Here is a 17,073-nt window from a genome sequence, read left to right as displayed (position 1 = left end):
CTAGTCGGAACTAATACATTTAAGCTTTAAGCCTGAACATTCAAATAAACAACCTCCAGCCCACTTTCAAAGTGGGCTTGCTTTCTCACTAAGAACTGTTTTATCAACAATACAAATGTACCGTTCTTGTTCTCTCTTCTAGGCTTTAAGTCCTTATTTTAAAGATGCAGTTTTCAATACATAGCTCTTGTTATTTATTTCCCCCATCCCCATAACTTAATTACTTGCTGATTTTTCAACTCTCATTTTCCAGCAGGTCCGTTTATTGAGGACATGAAATGGCCGTACATGTAGGTATTATCGATCAAGATCCTGTGCGACTGGTGACGCCACTATTGGATCACAGAACAGTAAGTACGCATATCGTATTCATTGGTGATAAGAACCAAGAATCAATGTACCAAAGGCTCTACTCGATACTAGCGCCTAGAGGCATAACTTCCGAATTTTACGAAATTCCGAGTGCGGTTAATACGTCAAAAATTAAAAAATCCATTCAAGCACTTGCGGAAGATTTACAAACTCGAAATGTGGAAGTAAAGCTCAATGCCAGTTGTGGATTAAGGCATCGATTACTGTCTGTTTACGAGGTTTTTCGCACTTATCACTGGCCAATTTTTGTGGTTGAACCTTTCAGTGACAAGCTTTGTTGGCTATACCCAGACGGTCGCGAAGATGCCCAAGTACAAGATCATATAAAAATTGAAGATTACCTCACCATTTTTGGTGCTAGAAGCGAGTTTTCCGAACAAGTCATTCCAGAGCAGCTCGATCAAAAACTGTATCAATTAGGTGAACGCTGGGCAGGAAATGCCCTTGAACTTGGTCCTGGTCTGGCTACCCTCAACTACCTAGCGACGACCTGTCGTAAAGAACAGAAACTGGATGTATCACTGACTGAAAAGCAACAAGGTTACCGAGAGCTAGACATGCTCATTTCTGATCTTGTTGATACTGAACTGGCTACCTATGAAAATGGAATCTTAACGTTCGCCAACGAAGACGCACGGCGCTTTTCAAATGGTGAGTGGTTGGAAAACCTAGTGCATAGTACTGTAAAACAAATTCAGGATGAACTTCCTACCATTCAAGATCGCTCATTGAACGTTCAGGTCTATCGCCAATTGGGTGAAAAAGAAGTACGGAATGAATTAGATGTCGCGACAGTCGTCAATAACAAGCTGCACATTATTGAATGTAAAACGAAAGGCATGAGAGACGACGGAGATGACACACTTTACAAGTTGGAGTCACTCAGAGATTTACTGGGAGGCTTGCAAGCTCGTGCTATGTTGGTGAGCTTTCGACCGCTTCGTCACAATGACATCACTCGTGCGGAAGATTTAGGGTTAGCATTAATCGGACCCGATGAGTTAAAAGATCTAAAGTCAAACCTCACTCATTGGTTTAAAGATGCTGGTGGGCACGAAGATTTAGACTAAAGCTCGCTAAGCCTCTCTCCCAATACTCAAAAAGGGCATCATTGATGCCCTTTTTCGTTTCATGTGTTTGCTGGTTTTACAGCATTTTACGTGCAGCCTCGACCACAATTTTGATCGATTTCGCTTCTGTCTCTTTCAGTGTGCTGTGATCAGGCGTTTCTTTTTGAGTACGGTTAATAATAACACCTGCGACGCAGCCCGCTTTAAGCCCAGAACTCGCACACATGGTTAGCAGTGTTGCAGATTCCATTTCAAAGTTGAGAACCCCCATGTCCTGCCATTCTTGCATAGAGCCTTGGAAGCGCTTAACAACACGACCAGAAAACGTATCGTAGCGCTCTTGTCCCGGGTAAAAAGTGTCACTTGATGCCGTTACACCTGTGTGCGCAGTCGCACCAGCTTCAACAACCGCTTCCTTCATCGCTGTCGCGATGTCAAAGTCAGCTACAGCTGGGAATTCCATTGGTGCAAAGTGAAGGCTAGCACCGTCTAAACGAACAGACCCCGTGGTTACAATCATATCACCCACATTTACATACGGTTGAATTGCACCAGTAGTCCCTACACGTAGGAAGGTGCGGACACCCAGTTGAGCAAGCTCTTCAACAGCAATAGAAGTTGAAGGACCGCCGATACCTGTAGAACAAACAACAACAGGCTTTCCATCTAATTCTGCACGGTACAACGTATATTCACGGTGGCTTGCCAAAAATACAGGGTTTTCCATTTGCTCAGCAATTTTTTGAACTCGAGCAGGATCACCAGGGATGATAGCCAATGTAGAACCAACAAGATCTTCTTTGGTAACACCTAAGTGAAATACAGCTTCAGACATAAAGGACTCCTTTGTTGTCGTTTTGTTTCTGTCACCCCAATAAATTATAAAAGGAATTCTATCCTTCACTTTATTTTTTCACTTTCTCCAGAAAAAAGGAGAACAAGCCGAACTCATTTGAGTTCAGCTTGATAAAAGCTTTGGGGATATTTAGATTGATTAATGGGTACAGGTTTACTGTAACTGACTGGAAGCCAACAATTGGTGATCAAATTCACGTATTCATTTAGCAATTAACAACGAATTTCACATTTTATCGATTTGCATCACACTTAAATGCAAATTTTCATGAAGTTTACCGGATAAGAATCAAATACACAGCTGCTGTATCGTTTCAATTCAAGGAAAAAACGTAGTGGAATGACTAGCTCTTTCAAAGTTCTTTTATGAGAAAGTGAAACAGAATATGAGCTCCCAAGGTCGAGTTTAACTAAGTATCTTGAGGTTATTTAGGTATAGAACACTTAATAAGATAGAAGAAGGATGGTTCAAACAACAAACCATCCTTAAAAGTTATGAATTGAGTAAGTACCTAGGGCACTATGTCAAAAAAGAAGTATCAAGAAGCCCTTTCAAGGGCTTCCCTCAAGCCTGCGGTTTAAATCGTAGCAGACGCAAAGCATTTAATGTCACTAGTGCTGTTGCTCCGCTGTCAGCAAGTACAGCAACCCAAAGACCAGTAATGCCCAATAAGCTAGTAACCAAAAATACGCCTTTAAGCCCTAACGCCAGTGCAACATTTTGCTGGATGTTTCTTAACGTTGCTCTAGATAGCTCAATCATTGCAGGTAACTCTACCAGTCGGCTATGAGTTAAAGCAGCATCAGCTGTTTCAAGGGCAACATCCGTTCCACCTCCCATTGCAATACCGACTGACGCGGCTTTCATCGCTGGGGCATCGTTAATACCATCTCCAACCATTGCGGTATTTTTTAGAGAAGCCATCTGATTTACGTAAGTGACTTTATCAGCAGGCAATAGACTCGCTTTGTAATCCATTGATACTTGTTGTGCCATCTCCTTAGCCGCTAATGGATTGTCACCAGTTAGCATTATGGAGTCGATACCTAGACTTTTAAGCTTTTGAATGGCTTCAGCTGCATCGGAACGAAGTGTGTCTTGCCATGCAACTAACCCTTCAAGTACGTCATCGATAATAACTAATACAACTGTTTTTCCTTTGGACTCGAGGGATTCCACCCGCTCTCTATCGACTTCAGTAACAGTACCTTGAAACTTGGAAGGTGAAATCAAGGATAAAGATTTCCCATCCACAATACCGGTTATCCCACTTCCCACCAGCGCTTGCTTATTTTCAGCCTCTGGGAGTGCTATACCAGCAGCTTCCGCTTTCTTTACTAACGATTTTGCCAATGGGTGTGATGACGCTACTTCTACCGAAGCAGCGTCTCTAAGGAGAGATTCCTCTGAAAGCTCGTTTAAAGAAATGATATCAGTCACTTCAGGTTTGCCTTGGGTCAGCGTGCCTGTTTTATCGAACGCTATAGACTCAATATTGCCAAGTTGTTCGAGAGCCGCTCCCCCTTTTATCAGCGCACCACGTTTGGCTGCAGTGGCCAATCCCGAAGTAATAGCTGCTGGCGTTGAAATTACCAAAGCACAAGGACATGCAATCAATAGTAAAGCTAATCCGCGATACACCCATGTTTCCCAAGGCTGTGAAAAGAATAAGGGAGGCGTAATAATGACCAATAGAGAAACCAGCATCATCAGTGGCGTATACCAGCGACTAAATTTATCTAGAAAACGTTCTAGAGGCGCTTTTTGGGATTCTGCTTCTTCAATTAGATGGAGAATACGGTCTATCGCATTTTCGCCTTGTGCGGATGTAATCGTTAGCCTAATCACTTTGTCAGCAACGACAGATCCCGCCATCACTTGCTCACCTGTCTGCTTTTCGACGGGTACCGACTCGCCAGTTAGCGCACTTTCATCAATACTGGCACTGCTGCTTAACAACTTTCCATCAGCAGGTAAACGATCGCCAGGAGCGACTTCGATAACATCCCCTATGGCTAACTCGGAGGCAGCTACTTCAATACGAGCATCGCCTTCAATACGAATCGTCGTTTCAGGGACTAACGCCATGAGAGACTGAACCCCACTTCTCGCCCTAGAAGCGGCATACGCTTCCAACCTTTCACCGAGCAAGAACAGCAGTAATACCATCGCTGCTTCGACGGTTTCACCGAGATAGAGAGCACCAATTGCGGCAACACTCATCAACGTCTCTATTGCAAAAGGCGTCCCGCTTCTCGCTAACTGAACCGCTTTTTTAGCTACGGGATAAAGACCGGCAAGGCAAACCAGCGTAAATAGCCACGAGGCTATGACTGGAGAAATTTGATTGATGATGGCTGAAATCGCCATTGCGCTGGATAACGCAATAATATTTAGGTTACTTTTAAAAACCGATGACCATTTGTTTTCATTTGAATTGGACGGCTTAGAACTTTGAGGCTGTTCGAATTGAAAGCCAGCTTTGAGAACGGCTTGCTCAACCAGAGCCAAGGTTTCCGTTTTTGAATATTGCACCACCAGTTTCTCTGTGGCGAATAGAACCTTTGCTTTTGAAATGTCAGAAAGTGAAGAGACCGCATTTTCAACTTTACGAGCGCATGATGGGCAGTCCATACCCAATATTTTCCAACTGCCAGAAAGTGTATCACCTTCTGGCAGCTGCTCACTTTCCTCTTCTATCGAAGAAATTTCGCCTCCACCAGAACATGCATCGCTGTCACAACAGCTTCCAATTTTGGTATTACTGTCTAATGGAGCGATAGGAGCGCAACTGCTAATAGACAGAGTAGTAGCAGTATTTTTGTTACTGCAGCCTTCGTGTTTTATGCACATAGTCATTATCCTTTTTATCGTTTGTACCCAATAGCTCATGGCTAATTTTTTGGGTTCGCATATGAACAGTAAGTCGTATGCAATAACTGATATTGACTATACACCTTGGAGTCGAGTCTAAGGTCAAGCTTATTTTTGGCAAAGGTTGTTTTTGTGAAAATCACCTCAAACGACTGAACACTGTTTGTTGATCCAATTGTAATTGATACGATTCGTATTCCATTCCTGCATCAAAGATGTATTCCGTTACCAGCCTACGAGCACAGTCGACCAACTCTGTTCCATTCCACGGTTTTTCGAAGTAGCTTTCTATACGCGCTTTATTAATGGCACTGATGGTGTCTTGGTGCGTGGCTTGCCCTGTGAGAAGTACCTTTTTAGTATGAGTAAATCGTCTATCCTCAGAGATCTCCGTGAGTAGTTCGACACCCGACTTACCGGGCATAACGTGGTCAGAAATGATCAGTGCTATGTGTTCTCCCTTTGCGTCCAAATCATCGATGAGTTCAAGAGCCTCTTCTGCGGATTCGCAGTCCTCTATCTCTAACCAGTCCTCCAATGGCGCAAGGTCTTGTACCACAGCACTCAGCACTTCTCGTTGGTCATCTACGCAAATAACATTAATTTTTTCCATTACCAACCTCCATGGGTAATTTGATTCTGAAAATGGTTTTTTCAGGGTCACTTTTTACCACCACCGTTCCCTGATAACGGCTCACAATTCGTTTCACTATTGAAAGCCCTAGACCTAACCCAAACGACAACCCGCCTTTCTTGGTCGTAAAGTTGGGGTGAAAGATTTTTCTACGGATACTTTCTTCTATTTCAGGTCCATTATTGGCGATCGTCACCTTGATGTGTGCGTCGCTCACACGAGTAATAATATCGATTCCAGGATTATTGGTAGGCGTTAAGGCATCGCAGGCGTTCTTCAGTATGTTTGCCCAAACTTGAACCAACTCGCTTTCACTTCCGGCGATCACCGCTGTCGCAGCGGGGCTAAAACGAACATCTATTCGGCGCAAGTCGTTTTGAAGCAAGGCAAGCGCTTTATGAATGCTTTCGTTCACGTCAACAGGCTCGCTTACTTCAGAGTCTCCCCTTCCAAGCTGCTTGACCGATTTAACAATGCTAACCGCATGGCGAGATGCCACTCTCATGTCGTGTAAATCACGACCGACTCCCCAATATTTCACCGCCTCTTCCGGTGTATTAAGCCAATCTTGTGTTAAGTCGTTAACCGACAAGGCTCTCGCCAAAGATTTCGCGAGCTTTCTATCTACGCCGTGTTTATCAATAATCTCTTTTGCCCGCGCGCGAACTTCTGCTGAACCGACGTTTTGACCTTTCATTAACCCTGCATCGACGAACTGACTGGCACCGGGGTGCAGCTCTTCGAGCAAGGCAAGAATCACATCTTGTAAACGCTCCGTTTTGCTGCTTAATACACCCACCGCATTATTCAACTCATGAGAAATCCCCGCGGCTAGCTGACCCAATGTTGTCATCTGCTCAGCGGTATGAAGTTGAGTCAGTGCTTGTTCTTTTTCTACAGATTCTTGCATTGCTCGCTTTTGGCGACGAGATAGCTCATTCAATATAACGGGTGTGAATTGTTGGGTTAATGACCCCAAGCTGTCTTCGTCTATCGGGCGCGTGTCGTTGTCAATCCAAGCCAACACGCTTGGGGATCGAGAAACAACGCTGGACGACGCTAGGTAATTGCCAGAAAAAAAACTATGAACGCCAATAAATGCCCCTTCTGACGCACTAAAAACCTTTGTGTTTACATTGGTTTCGGCAAAAGAGACTAAACCTTCTAATTCTCCAGAAACCACATAAAAAAGCCTGCGATTTTCTTCACCTTGCACCAGTAATGGCTCACCGGCTTCTAAAGATAGATAGCATTGAGGGTTAGAGAAATAGTGTTCAACAATCTTTTCTACACTGTTATTCATCCACTTATCCTATGTGTCCAACTGCATGAAGGATCCAAACCAACACAAAGCTTAATAAAACACCGACAACTCCGAGGATAACGCCCACTTTCGCCATTTGACGACTCTCCACATTACCTGTAGCGTGAGCCAGCGCGTTCGGGGGCGTGCTAATAGGCAAAGACATACCAAGCGATGCGGCGAAAGTAACAACGAGTATAAGTGTTACCTCCCCTCCTAACGGTGCCAACGAAGTCATGGACATACCTAATGTAGCCATGATTGGCATAAGCAAGTTTGCTGTCGCGGTATGAGACATAAAGTTAGCCATTAACAAACATAAGAAGGCGGCTCCAACAAGTACAACATAGGGAGAGAACTCATCGAATGGGATACTGTGCACAACCAAACGAGCTAACCCTGTTTTATCGAGAGCAAGGCCCAGCGCAATACCGCCAGACACTAACCACAGAACATCCCAAGAAATCTTCTTAAGATCTTCTTTATTGATAATGCCAGTTAAAGAGAACACAGCGACAGGAATAAGTGCCACGGTGTAGGAGTTCATCCCATGGGACGACCCCATTAACCACAGTAGAATGGTTAACGCGAACACGATGTAAACGGTAATAGCTTTGGGTGTTTTAAGGAATTTTCCTTTAATATTCAGATTAATTTTCTTTTCATTTGCAGGATATAACCGACCGATTACAACCCATGCTAGTGCCATCATGACAACCACAAATGGGACACCAAATACCATCCATTCGCCAAATGCAATCACGTTGTCACCAGTTAGGTATTTCAAAGCAATGGCATTGGGTGGCGTACCAATGGGGGTACCGATTCCACCAATATTTGCAGCAACAGGAATGGACAAAGCAAATGCGATTCTACCCGGGTCTTTCGGACCAAAGACTGCAATTACCGGAGCTAAAATAGATAGCATCATCGCTGTTGTTGCAGTATTTGACATGAACATGGAAAAGACACCAGTGATCAACATTAGCCCTAACATCACGTTATTTGGGCTGCTGCCAAATGGTTTGAGTAGAACGCGAGCTAAATTCACATCTAAACGATATTTCGTTGCTGCCATTGCCAAAAAGAACCCGCCAAGAAACAGCATGATAATTGGGCTGGCAAACGTTGCCATTATGTCACTGTGTTTGAGCAGCTCACCAAAATGCGGCTGGTCTTGATCCATTCGAAAAATGATGAGCCCTTTATCGGAAAGCAACAACAACTCCAATACAATAATGACGACCGATGTGGCGTATATCGGAATGGGCTCAAAGACCCAACATAATGCAGCCAGCAAAAAGATAGCAATGACACGTTGCTGAAGTATGGTCATCCCCTCAAATGGAAACGCCGTCAAAGGCAACATCCAAACGAGGAGGGGAATCAAAACTGGAACGAAATACTTGATGTACTGACGCATATGACGACTGTGCTTCCTTATACTGCGGATGTAGATATACCCAAGTAACCTCAAGATGCAGGATTCAGAGCCTCATAGTCTGTTCCAGTTCAAGGAGAAGGACGCAGTGGAATGACGAGTCCTTTCCAAGTTCTTTGACGATGAAATGGGACAGAATATGGGCTCCCAAGGGCGAGTTTAACTGGCTTTCATACTGCATTACCGATTCTTGATTTAGAACGACTAGATCTTCAAATCGGTGCTTTGTCTGAAAGCCAGTTAACTCTCGCTGAACCAAGCATCTTGAGGTCACTTGGGTATATTATCCGCGATATAAGGAAGTCAGCTCATGGCGCTAGATCAATGAATATGCAAACTTATTCTTTTGGACCTGTTTGTCTTCGGAGTAAATTATTTCGAATCATGCCTCTGGTAAATGAGAATTACGCTGCTGCGTTGTCTTCGCCATTTCACATACAGGTTTCTGGGCCGTGACTTCTTCCATCATCACAGGGTCGCAATTACAAAAGGGCGCCATATTAACGGTTGTTGTTGCCGGGTCGATCTCCTCAGGGATGATTTCTGGTGCTGATTTTTGCGATGCAAACATCGATTGAACATGATGCTGTAATACACCGATGCCCAATATGCCAAATACAACAGCACCTACCGCTTGCCCATACAGCACACCTAAAGCGCCAAACCACTCTGCACCTAAGTAGACGAATGGAATTGTCCCTAAAGTCGCTTTACCCAAATTCAAAGCGGTCGAATAAATCGGTTTTCCCAAATTATTGAACGAGGTATTCGCTACAAATAGTGCTCCGTTGAAAACAAAGCTAAGCGACACTACGGTGCAAAATGCAGCTACTATGATTTGCGCATCACCAGTAAGGCTAAACCCAGAAATGATGAAATCTTGTACGAGATACAAAACCCCTGACACAAGTAAGCAGTAGACCGTAACAAATAATAAAGAGTTACGCAGAGTGTCCCTTACTCTATCTACCCTTTCTGCGCCATAATTCTGCCCAATGATCGGTCCAACGGCCCCCGATAGTGCAAAAATCACCGCAAAAGCGACCGGTATAACACGACCTATCACCGCAAAGCCCGCGACATAATCTTCGCCAAATTGAGCAATATTAGCGGTAACTACAGCATTCCCAATGGGCGTCGCAGTGTTTGTGATAACAGCAGGAAGTGCGATGGTTAAAATGGTACGTAAGTCCTTTCCAACCTCGGTTATATTTGGCCATTTCACCAATTTATGTACTTTAATTAAAGGCGCTAATGAAACGTATAACACCGTAAATCGTGCTACAACGGAAGCAGCCGCAGCGCCTTCAACGTTCCAATCGAAGCCAAAAATAAAGATAGGATCTAATATCGCATTCACTATGCCGCCAGACAGAGTTGCCCACATGCTTCGTTTTGCATCGCCGCTTGCACGCAAACCTGCGCCACTGGCCATTGCCAACGCTAAGAATGGGCTACTTGGCAACATGATCTGCAAATAAGCCTTGGCACGCTCCAACGCCATTCCTTTGGCACCCACAGCACTGAGTAACTCATCCAAATACGCGTACATGAACAAGGTAACAACCAGCGTTATAAAGAAAGAAACCACCAGCGTATTACTAGCAAGCCTTATAGCCTTTTCATGCTGCTTAGCCCCCAAAGCTTTCGATACCAACGCTCCCATCGCAATAGAAGAACCAATGGAGACCGAGGTAGAGAAAAACAGTAATGTTCCGGCAAACCCAACGGCAGCAGCTAGCTCTACTTGCCCCAACATACTGATAAATAACATATCGAGAAGATCGACCGCAAATAATGCCAATAAACCCACAGAGCCTGCACCAGACATAGTAAGTATGTGCTTCATCGTTGAGCCAGTTACAAACTTAGCTTCTCCCTCTGCCATATTGACACCTTTATAATTTATTCTTGGTAGGAAACAATAACAAAAAAGGCGCAACATGCGCCTTAATAATTCATTTCATTATCGAGATCTCACACATTCGCGATGGCTTATACCGGATGTTGGAAACAATCTTTTAAGTTTACGCCAATAGCTTTAAGCACTTCGGTTCGTGTAATTATCCCTAAGAATTTTCCATCAACGTTAACGACTGGATAAACTTTGGGTTTACCAACTTTCATCATATCTGCCAGTTCAATGACGGACATTTCAGGTGTCACCGTAAGCACTTCTGAACTCATACAATCTCCGACTATATGTGTATCTTGACAGTAGTAGCTGACCTTTACGAGCTTATCGAGCAAATCTTGTTCAGAAAGAAATCCGATGACCTGCTTTCGCTCGTTAATAACGGGGCCGCCCATATGCTGTGAGCTCATTACCTTATCGAGTGCTGCGGTCAAAGACATGTCCTTAGAAAAGGTAACTGCATGGTGCACCATGTAATCTTTCACTTTTAATGATTCCATCTTCGCTCCTTATATGTCCCTAAGCGCAGTTAACCTAGGTAACATTTGCTCTTAAATTCCAATTGTATCCCGACCCACCACCACGAGACTTTTAAGCTGCTCTATTTGTGGGGGTATAGATCAAGTGTCGTCCAATTTCTTGTATTTACTAAATGGAATCCAACTATTTTGTTAATAGGTGCCACCTATCTCACTAATAATACGTTTCAGTTCAGGACAAATCGTGATAACACACTCAGAAATACTCTACTTTAAAACCCAGTAACATTACTTCCATATCAATACCTTGCTTGAGGGTTTTACGCATCCTTTAGCACATGTATCCCAAGGCTTAGAAGCAATAAGTCACTTAATAAACATTCACTTAAAAAAAATCGAGTTAACTCATTAAAATCTATTACACTTTTTAATAGCGCTAATAAAGATTGATGATATGGCTAGGCGACTGAAAATTTGAACCTTGTTCCAGCTTTCTCTCGCCTCACTAATAAAATCAATATTGTGGTCGAAAAGAGTTCCTCTAAACCTTAGTGATAATTAAGTTACCAAGTTATCACTTGAGCATAGGCCAACAATACCGATATGCATATTGGTGCGCCATCTTTATGTTTTTTATGGTAAAGACCAACATAGGTGTATCACTATTGAAGATCCGACAAAAAAAACGAAGGTGTGAGAACTTTTTGGTTAGCCTAGAACATATAACAAGCTAGCATAATGACAAATCAACGTAACTTCCTGAAATAACTGGAAGTGATGTTAGGGATTATCCACGGACAAGAGGTCTATGCGAAAAGAATTTGTATCCATAGCCAGTAAAGTTGCTACTCAGGTTAAGAAGCCTCTTCTTTGGCTTACGTTGGCAGCATTGCTCATGCTTTCTGTCACCAGCTACTACTTATCGTTAACTGAGATGAAAAAAAACGCGTATTCGCGCGTTAATTCAGTTGAGCGCTCTACTGCTTCTGCTATTTACAACTTCGATTTCGAACAACTTTCCGCTATCACCGCTACTTTCGATAACGACAATCTTTTCCTGCATTTTTCTATTTGGTCTGAAGGTGAAATGCTGGCACAAACTCGTGAGCTTGGCGTACCCAAAAAAGAGCTGATATGGAATGAATGGGAGCACAAATTCCCATTAAGCTACGTCAATACCTATGGCGAGGAGATGAGCGTGGGTCATATAGAGGCTTACGTAAATCCAGAGTATCTGCTGAACTTCTTTGCGCTGTCCATTTCGATCTTCCTTGCTTCACTCCTTCTCATATCTCTGTTGATACTGATTATAGTTAGGCGCTCATTCCATAAAACAGTCGCACATCGACTTAAACATCTCTCTTCTCAATTCAATCTTCAAAGAGAGCAAAACGAATATGAACACTTAACAAAAATTGAAGACTATCCCCAAAAAGAACGTGATGAAATTTCGGACCTTGTGGATGCTTATAATCTTTCCTCGTTACATGCAGCCCGATACATCGAGGCTATAAACAAAAACAACGAGTTATTAACGACTTTGGCACAAAAAGATCCGTTAACGGGCAACCTTAACCGCCAGGCTTTTCTAGAAAACATGAACAAGACGTTAGAAAAGCTCGGCACTTACGGAACCCTTGTCAGGATCAATATCCTCAACTTTTCCTCGATAAACCTAAAGTACGGGCAACAGCACGGTGACGATATTCTTAAGAGAACCAGCCTTGCTCTTACTCAACACAGCCCAGCAAACGCATCTGTATGCCGGTTGGGTGGCGATGACTTCTTTCTATTCTTACCTGCTTGTGAGCTTTCGGATAGCAAATCAATCTTCTCAAATATACAAGACAGCCTCGCTCCTTTAGACGTTAGCATTAACATCGGTATATCAAGACACCCCGAAGACGCTTCAGAGGCAGAACTTCTCATACATTGTGCGGAAATTGCCCTGCTCGAAGCAACAGAACTCAAGCTGGATTATTGTGAGTACCATGAGGAATTCGAAAGTGCTCTTAAGCACACGATATACATTGATTCTTTTATCGAAGAGCTTATTGCGACCCAAAAATTCCACATGCATTATCAGCCTCAAATGCACCTTACAACATTCGATATTTTTGGTGCTGAATCGCTGCTCCGGCTAGAAGAAAACGATCGTTCTTCTCCATGGGAAGTCATCACCCGAGCAGAAAAAACAGGCACAATGCATGCGCTTACGTTAGCGATAATCGAAAAAGTCTTTAAAGATTGGCAGTATTCTATTCATACTTGCCCAAACAGTTTTACGCTTTCGATTAATATTTCTCCTCTTTCTTTAAGCAAGACTCACTTTTCTCAAAAACTGCTGTCTTTAGCGAGCCGCTATAACTTCCCACTGAACAAACTTGTTTTAGAATTGACCGAACTAGCAAAAGTTCAGCAGCAAAAAGAGGTGAATGACAACCTTCAACACCTTAGAGCAAGTGGTGTAAGATTTTCTTTGGATGATTTTGGTACTGGTTTTTCCTCGTTGGAATACTTACTCAGCTACGGTTTTGATGAAATAAAAATTGACCGAAAATTTGTTATGGATTTAGACAAGAGAGAAGAATCGATTCAAATCATTAAAGTCATCAATTTCTTGTGCCAAACATTAGGTATGCAAGCTATTGCTGAAGGTATTGAAACAGAAGAAGAAGAACGGACATTGCAACGCCTTGGGGTGACAATCGGACAAGGCTTCCGCTACTCCAGAGCGCTCCCAATCAATCAATTAATGGACTACGTATCACAACGCAAAAACATGGAGCTAAAACGGTCGCTAAATTAATGAGAAAGTCATTAAAGTGAAGACGGTGTCTGCCGATAAACCTGAATGTATTGATAAAATGGTTCCCAATAGCGATGCATAGCGACCCATATAGTAAATTTCTGCATTTCCTCAGTATTAACTATAATGTCAGTGTATTACTGGGGTTCACCAAGTCTTAACCCAAGGAATTGTTACTAGCACTGCCTTCTGATGGCGCTAGGCACGTTTTTTTTGCAATTCTTTTGGAATCTAGCACCTTGAGGTTACTTGGGTATATACTAAAATAAACATCAATAACTGCCTGTCAGTCATAACTTGAAATGTGGTATCTATGAGTAACAACCTTAACAGTACGGTTTTAACCGAAAGTGGTACAAATGAGCTTGAAATTATAGAATTTCATCTACAAAAACAACTTCCAGACGGTACGACTAAAACCTGCTATTACGGTATTAACGTTGCGAAAGTTCGCGAGGTAATTCAGGTTCCAGAAACTACGGACTACCCTAATGCTCAACCTCACATGGTTGGTGTGTTCTCTTCTCGAGAAAAGCTAACACCTTTGGTTGATTTAGCAGGATGGTTAGGCGTACCCACAAAATCCGATCTCGAACGCAAGTTTGTCATTGTGACGGATTTTAACCGAATGACTAACGGGTTTCTGATCGACAGTATAAGCCGAATTCACCGGATTTCTTGGGAAGATGTTGAGTCACCAAGTCAATTCTTAGAAGCGGGCGAAAATGATTGCGTTGTTGCCGTTGTTCGACAAGAAGGCAACTTGATCATGATTTTGGACTTCGAGAAAATCATCGCTGACATCAACCCCGAACTGAGTATGGAAAAATACGATGTTACAATCGATAAGAGTGTAGATCTAAACCAGAGAATGGTGACCAAGCGTCAAGCTCGTACTGTTATGGTTGTTGATGATTCTGCGTTTATCCGTAGCCTTATTGAAAATACACTCCGATCCGCAGGGTACAATATAATTACCTGTAAGGACGGAGGGGAAGCGCTGGATAAACTGAAAGAGTTCGAAGCGTTATCCAAGAAAGAAGAAGTCCCTGTAAGCGAATTCGTTGATGCAGTTGTTACCGACGTAGAAATGCCTCGCATGGATGGCATGCACCTGCTTAAAAGGCTACGAGAGAACGACACATACAGCGCGATGCCAATTGTTATGTTTTCCTCGTTAATGAGTGACGACAACCGTGAGAAAGCATTACAGCTAGGTGCGAACGACACGATAACTAAACCTGAGATTGGTCGTATGATCACAATGATGGACCAATACATCTTCGTATAACGAACATTTTATCGATTGACTAAAGCTGCTTATCAAGCAGCTTTTTTTATTCGAACTAGTACCTATCCTTTCACAGTAGCTGAACGATTAAGCTTCTAAAACGTCAAAAAGCCCTGAGTGATATCACTCAGGGCTTTACTTCTTAACTTGAAGTCTCTCTTCGAGAAAATACTTAAGAGACTAGCAAGCCTATACTTTAAAACGCCCCACAAGGTTATCTAAGCGTTCGCATTGAATAGCTAAGTTCTTAGAAGAATCATTAGCGTCTTCCACTACATGGACGATCTGCTGGCTGTTATCTGCAATTCGCTGAATATTGCTGTTTACGTCTTCACTGACTGTCGTTTGCTCAAATGCTGCTGTTGCGATTTGAGAGTTCATTTCATTGATGATTGAAATTGAACGACTGATTTCATTCAGAGAATTTGAAGCTGTATTCGCCTTCTCAATGGTACGCTCACCACCTTGTTGGCTAGACTCCATCGCCGTTACCGCTTCTTTGGCGCCTGCCTGCAATTTCTCGATCATAACCTGAATTTCACCAGTGCTATCTTGAGTTTTGCTAGCCAATGCGCGAACTTCATCTGCAACAACTGCGAAGCCTCGTCCTTGTTCCCCCGCTCGCGCCGCTTCAATCGCAGCGTTGAGCGCCAGTAAGTTTGTCTGCTCTGCAATACCACGAATCACATCCAGAATAGAAGCGATGTTAGAAACGTCTGAATCAAGCGTATGTATCACCGTACCTGCATGTTCAAGTTCGTCTGCCAACCCTTGGATAGATGTGACGGTTTGCGTAAGGACATTCGCTGCTTGCTGCACCTCTGAATGCCCAGCTTCACTCGCACTCGCTGCTTCTTGAGCATTTTGGCTTACACTTTCGCTGGTGGCTCGCATTTCATTGATTGCAGCTGCGACCATCTCACTTTCTTGTTGCTGGGAAGTCACTCCCGTCACCACATTTCCAGTGATTTGATTAAATTGATTCATCTCGTTGCGCACGTGATGAGTGGCATCAACAACTTCACCAATTGTGGACTGCAAAGATTGTACAAACGTATTGAAATTTCGGCCTAGTTCGCCTATTTCGTCCGAAGACTCTACTTCCACACGTTTTGTTAAATCACCTTCACCCGATGCAATTTCCGCCATGTTTTCATTGAGCCGACGAATCGGTGCAATAATCCACCCTGAAAGCAGCCAAGTTAAGAAAGCACCAATCAGAATCGCTAATCCGCTGCCCACTTCAAGCGCCAACTCGGAATTTCTTGCAGCTTCATTGGCTTCTGTTCGAAGGTTTGCCTGCACATTTTCAATCGTTTTACGAACCGATTTGAGCTCCTTTCGCATAATCGCAAAATCATTCATTAAGCCCGCTTGGTTTTGGCTAAATAACACTTGAGCTTGCTGTGGGTCAGCAAACATAGTCTCGTATTTATCAATCCATCTCTCTGTTGCTTTGATGAGCTGGTCAATGCTTGCTTTCGAGCTCGATGGCAATATTTCTCCATCTAATAAGCTATAGAGGCTTTTCAAACGAGGTAGTGCTTTATAGGCATTATCTTCGAACTCAAACTTTTGCTTTTTAATTTCTTCCTGATCACCGTTTGCTAGCATCAAACCCTGTGCCGCCGAGATCACTTGGTAGAGATCACGATAGGCATCTTCAAGTTTTTCTAATACGGGTTGAATATCGTTATTCAAGGTGCTATTTGCTCGGTTTTGCGCACCAAACAATTGGACGTTGTATAACGTGATTGAGGAGAATAAAAGAATCATAACCGTAACAGGTAACGCCATTTTCATTCTCAAAGAGAGGTTAGATAACCAATTCATACTTCACCTACATATAGAGCAAATACTCTAAAAATTAATATCACATACCCGCACAGAAACCTGTTAAACGGAGGTAACGAAATTCTATATAAGCGTGCTGCTTACCGACGTCACCAGAGTCAAATTAACACCTCAAGACTATGATTAAATTGAGTTACTTTTGACCCGTATCACCTTCCCCTTTTACCGTAGAAAA

At 43.1% G+C, this 17,073-nt stretch carries 11 protein-coding genes; 3 read left to right on the top strand and 8 right to left on the bottom strand.

Annotated elements, in window-relative coordinates:
• Positions 1-278: 278 nt before the first annotated feature.
• Complete coding sequence (locus tag CW749_RS25235) at positions 279-1,442, top strand: DUF1887 family protein (RefSeq protein WP_101115231.1); 1,164 nt, start codon at positions 279-281, stop codon at positions 1,440-1,442.
• A 76-nt stretch (positions 1,443-1,518) separates the two neighbouring features.
• On the opposite strand, the gene udp is transcribed toward CW749_RS25235, so the two are convergent.
• From udp to CW749_RS25200, 7 genes are all read right to left on the bottom strand, one after another.
• Entirely contained in the window at positions 1,519-2,277 is a 759-nt protein-coding gene (udp, locus tag CW749_RS25230) for a uridine phosphorylase (protein WP_101115230.1), read from the bottom strand.
• A gap of 585 nt (positions 2,278-2,862) precedes the next feature.
• Positions 2,863-5,151, bottom strand: a complete 2,289-nt coding sequence (locus CW749_RS25225) for a zinc/cadmium/mercury/lead-transporting ATPase (RefSeq protein WP_101115229.1) — start codon at positions 5,149-5,151, stop codon at positions 2,863-2,865.
• 160 nt (positions 5,152-5,311) lie between these two features.
• Positions 5,312-5,785 carry a response regulator gene (locus CW749_RS25220; protein ID WP_101115228.1) on the bottom strand — a complete coding sequence of 158 codons (474 nt, stop codon included), beginning with the start codon at positions 5,783-5,785 and terminating at the stop codon, positions 5,312-5,314.
• On the bottom strand, positions 5,772-7,109 hold the full coding sequence (locus CW749_RS25215; RefSeq protein WP_101115227.1) for an ATP-binding protein: 1,338 nt from the start codon (positions 7,107-7,109) through the stop codon (positions 5,772-5,774). The genes CW749_RS25220 and CW749_RS25215 overlap by 14 nt, the downstream gene beginning before the upstream one ends.
• A 4-nt stretch (positions 7,110-7,113) precedes the next feature.
• Positions 7,114-8,532: an SLC13 family permease gene (locus CW749_RS25210; protein ID WP_101115226.1), complete on the bottom strand. Its 1,419-nt coding sequence runs from the start codon at positions 8,530-8,532 to the stop codon at positions 7,114-7,116.
• Positions 8,533-8,932: 400 nt separating this feature from the next.
• Positions 8,933-10,438: an MATE family efflux transporter gene (locus tag CW749_RS25205; RefSeq protein WP_101115225.1), complete on the bottom strand. Its 1,506-nt coding sequence runs from the start codon at positions 10,436-10,438 to the stop codon at positions 8,933-8,935.
• A 107-nt stretch (positions 10,439-10,545) separates the two neighbouring features.
• Positions 10,546-10,965 carry a CBS domain-containing protein gene (locus tag CW749_RS25200; protein ID WP_101115224.1) on the bottom strand — a complete coding sequence of 140 codons (420 nt, stop codon included), beginning with the start codon at positions 10,963-10,965 and terminating at the stop codon, positions 10,546-10,548.
• Positions 10,966-11,752: 787 nt separating this feature from the next.
• Between CW749_RS25200 and CW749_RS25195 the strand changes: the two genes are divergently transcribed.
• Together CW749_RS25195 and CW749_RS25190 are read left to right on the top strand one after the other, a co-directional pair.
• Positions 11,753-13,753: a bifunctional diguanylate cyclase/phosphodiesterase gene (locus CW749_RS25195; protein ID WP_101115223.1), complete on the top strand. Its 2,001-nt coding sequence runs from the start codon at positions 11,753-11,755 to the stop codon at positions 13,751-13,753.
• 313 nt (positions 13,754-14,066) lie between these two features.
• Positions 14,067-15,044 carry a chemotaxis protein gene (locus tag CW749_RS25190; protein ID WP_101115222.1) on the top strand — a complete coding sequence of 326 codons (978 nt, stop codon included), beginning with the start codon at positions 14,067-14,069 and terminating at the stop codon, positions 15,042-15,044.
• Between the two features lie 189 nt (positions 15,045-15,233).
• Here the strand turns inward: CW749_RS25190 and CW749_RS25185 are convergent, their stop codons facing one another.
• Entirely contained in the window at positions 15,234-16,877 is a 1,644-nt protein-coding gene (locus CW749_RS25185) for a methyl-accepting chemotaxis protein (protein ID WP_101115221.1), read from the bottom strand.
• Positions 16,878-17,073: the final 196 nt, after the last annotated feature.

The organism is Vibrio sp. vnigr-6D03, assembly GCF_002835515.1.
GTDB lineage: Bacteria > Pseudomonadota > Gammaproteobacteria > Enterobacterales > Vibrionaceae > Vibrio > Vibrio penaeicida.
This window is presented reverse-complemented; position numbering and strand designations above follow the sequence as displayed.